Source organism: Vibrio sp. 10N.261.52.A1 (assembly GCF_002876325.1).
GTDB lineage: Bacteria > Pseudomonadota > Gammaproteobacteria > Enterobacterales > Vibrionaceae > Vibrio > Vibrio chagasii.
In genome coordinates this window covers 1-2,013 of record NZ_MCYD01000090.1, presented here as the reverse complement: position 1 = coordinate 2,013, position 2,013 = coordinate 1, and the positions used below count along the sequence as shown (strand labels likewise).

Below are 2,013 nucleotides of genomic sequence, written 5' to 3'. Positions count from 1 at the left end.
ATGATCACACCGTAAGTGGATTCGAAATTTATAGAAAACATTGCCAACTCCGCAATCTAGCTACACTTCATAAAATGGAGCATAACAACACGCCCTGCCAACGCTTCCATATAATCTCTTACGCGCTTAGGGACATTAATACAAACCGTAGTATATCGTACTGCTGAGCGCTTCTCTACAATTCAATCGCTAGCACGACTTAGTAAAAGTAGACAAGTCTCTCAATCTGATTACGCGCGCCAAAAAACAGAAATAGATAACCTATGACTATGTAATGATTCAATTTTTTATTTTTCACATCAGTTGAAGCACACAAGCTGCTCACCATGAACTTCAATCGAACTTTTTACTCATCCCAGCCAGAGAAGTAATCGACTAAGAAATCGATCGCAAGCCGCGCTCGTTGAGGCAGAAAGCGTCGGTTCTGATAAACAATCCAACTGCTTGTCCCCGAGCCCCAATACTCTTCTAGCACCGGAACCAGTTTGCCATTGGTTAGCCCGCCATTAAAACTGCTTCTAGGAAGGTACACAACGCCGAGTCCCTCTTCACACGCTTTCAGTACCGCGCTTGAATTATTACTTCTCCAACGGCCATGCACTCTTACCGCATTCAATGGCTTTCCATTTTGCTCAAACAGCCATTGGTCACTATTAGCAATAATACAGCTGTGTTGTTTTAACTGTTCCGGATGTGCGGGCGCGCCATATTGATCGATATACGCTTTGCTCGCCGCCGCAGCCATTGGGCGATCAACCAACTTTCTTGCCACCAGCCCTGAGTCATCTAACCGACCGTAACGAATCGCGAAGTCGATACCGTCTTCAATAAAGTTCACCATCTTGGTGTTGAAGTTCATTTCAATGGTTAGATCTGGATGAGACTTTGCAAAATCCATCAGCGCTGCCGCAACATGATTCTCGGCAAATGCACCCGCGGCACTAACACGCAATGTACCGCTTAGCTGAGTTTGTTGAGATGTCACTTGCTCATTGGCTTGTTGCAGCCCGATAACTAGATCTTTGCACTGTTGGTAGTAAGTATGTCCAGACTCAGTCAGGCTCACCATGCGCGTTGAACGAGCAAGCAAAGCCACCCCAACTCGCTCTTCTAACCTTGAAACTTGTCGACTCACATGGCTGGTACTGCAACCTAACTGCTTAGCGGCCGCAGAAAAACCGTGGCATTCGGCAACCGCAACGAATTCGTTAATCCCTTCAAAGCTATCCATACTTAACCTACTCGCGTTTTATCTTTGCCATATAGCAACAATGTTTTGCCTTTTAAGCATATTATCACCTAAATGATTTGGAACTAGTATTAGATGTAACAAGACAGCGATAGCTAAGTCACAGTGCACAGGCTAACACCAAGCACGAGTGCTTAGAGAAAAGCGCCAACATCTAACGAGAAGAACAGCAGCGTAAAGGGACGAATCATGAAAAAAATACTAATTCCAGTGACTAACCACGCGACACTTGGCAAGACAGATCAAGCGAACGGCACTTACGCTCCAGAACTTACCCACGCCCTGAAAGAGATCTTGACTGCTGGGTTCGAATACGACATCGCTTCTATCAATGGCGGCAAAGCACCGCTGTACGGAACCGATATTGAAGGAGATGCGGTTAATGCTGAAATCTTGGCGAATGATGACTTCCAAAACCGCATTAACAACACGATTCCAGTAAGCCAAATCAATGCAGACAGCTATGATGCGATCTTTTACCCAGGTGGTTTTGGCCTGCTTTCAGACTTAGCTTCTAATGAGCAATTCGCTAGCATCGCTGCCAAGCATTATGAAGACGGTGGCGTTGTCGCGGCGGTATGTCACGGCCCTGCAGCCCTACTACCTATCGTGCTGAGCAATGGCGAAACACTTCTGAACTCTAAATCAGTGACTGGTTTTACACGTGAAGAAGAGAGCGACTTTGGCACCATCAACGACATTCCATTCCTACTGGAAGAGTCGCTTGCTCGTAGGGCAGCACGTTTCAACAAGGTTCAGCCCTG

General features: G+C 46.2%; 2 protein-coding genes. One reads left to right on the top strand and one right to left on the bottom strand.

Translation table 11 applies throughout. The annotated features are described in order from the left end of the window. Positions 1 to 346 precede the first annotated feature (346 nt). Complete coding sequence (locus BCT81_RS01220) at positions 347 to 1,231, bottom strand: LysR family transcriptional regulator (RefSeq protein WP_102423036.1); 885 nt, start codon at positions 1,229 to 1,231, stop codon at positions 347 to 349. Positions 1,232 to 1,438: 207 nt separating this feature from the next. Between BCT81_RS01220 and BCT81_RS01215 the strand changes: the two genes are divergently transcribed. Next, the coding region (locus BCT81_RS01215; protein WP_102423035.1) for a type 1 glutamine amidotransferase domain-containing protein at positions 1,439 to 2,013 on the top strand (575 nt) is incomplete at its 3' end.

Coding starts and splice junctions, on each gene's coding strand:
- BCT81_RS01220 (WP_102423036.1), bottom strand. CDS start 1,231: ATGGATAGCTTTGAAGGGATTAACGAATTCGTTGCGGTTGCCGAATGC.